Origin of the sequence: Limimaricola cinnabarinus LL-001, assembly GCF_000466965.1 — a bacterium.
Lineage (GTDB): Bacteria > Pseudomonadota > Alphaproteobacteria > Rhodobacterales > Rhodobacteraceae > Limimaricola > Limimaricola cinnabarinus.
This window is the reverse complement of sequence record NZ_BATB01000189.1, coordinates 1-528: the sequence shown is the minus strand read 5'-3', so window position 1 is coordinate 528 and position 528 is coordinate 1. Positions and strand designations below refer to the sequence as shown.

Annotated in this window: 1 pseudogene; it reads right to left on the bottom strand. The window is 63.3% G+C overall.

The features are described 5' to 3' along the window. A pseudogene (locus tag MBELCI_RS19055) lies at nt 1-310 on the bottom strand (ATP-grasp domain-containing protein); the annotation flags it as partial. Nucleotides 311-528 lie beyond the last annotated feature (218 nt).

Below are 528 nucleotides of genomic sequence, written 5' to 3'. Positions count from 1 at the left end.
TTGACCTGCTTGCCCGCCGGGCCGGTCTGGTGCGTGACCAGCGTGCGGCCGAGCATCTTCTTGGCCTCTTCGGCCGCCTCCTCGACGGAGCGAGCGAGACGAACGCCGCCCTTTTCGCCGGCATCGGCTTCCTTGAAGCTGCCCTTGCCGCGCCCGCCGGCGTGGATCTGCGCCTTCACCACCCAAAGCGGGCCGTCGAGTTCGCCAGCCGCCGTCTTCGCCTCTTCCGCGCGCATGACAGGACGTCCGTCCGAGACGGGCGCGCCGTAGCTGCGCAGAAGGGCCTTGGCTGGTATTCGTGGATGTTCATGGACCGGTCCTCGGTTGCCGTGATTTGGCCCCTTCAAACACACCCGATGCCGCGAAAGAACAGGTTTCGGGGTATGGTCGGCAGAATTCCGACATATGTGATCACAGCATTTCTACGTGTGATCACATGGCGTCCGACGCTGCTGCAAAATGCCGCAATGCGGCGATTCGTGCATGCAAAGGAAAAGGGCGCCCCGCAGGCGCCCTTTTCTGAAGATT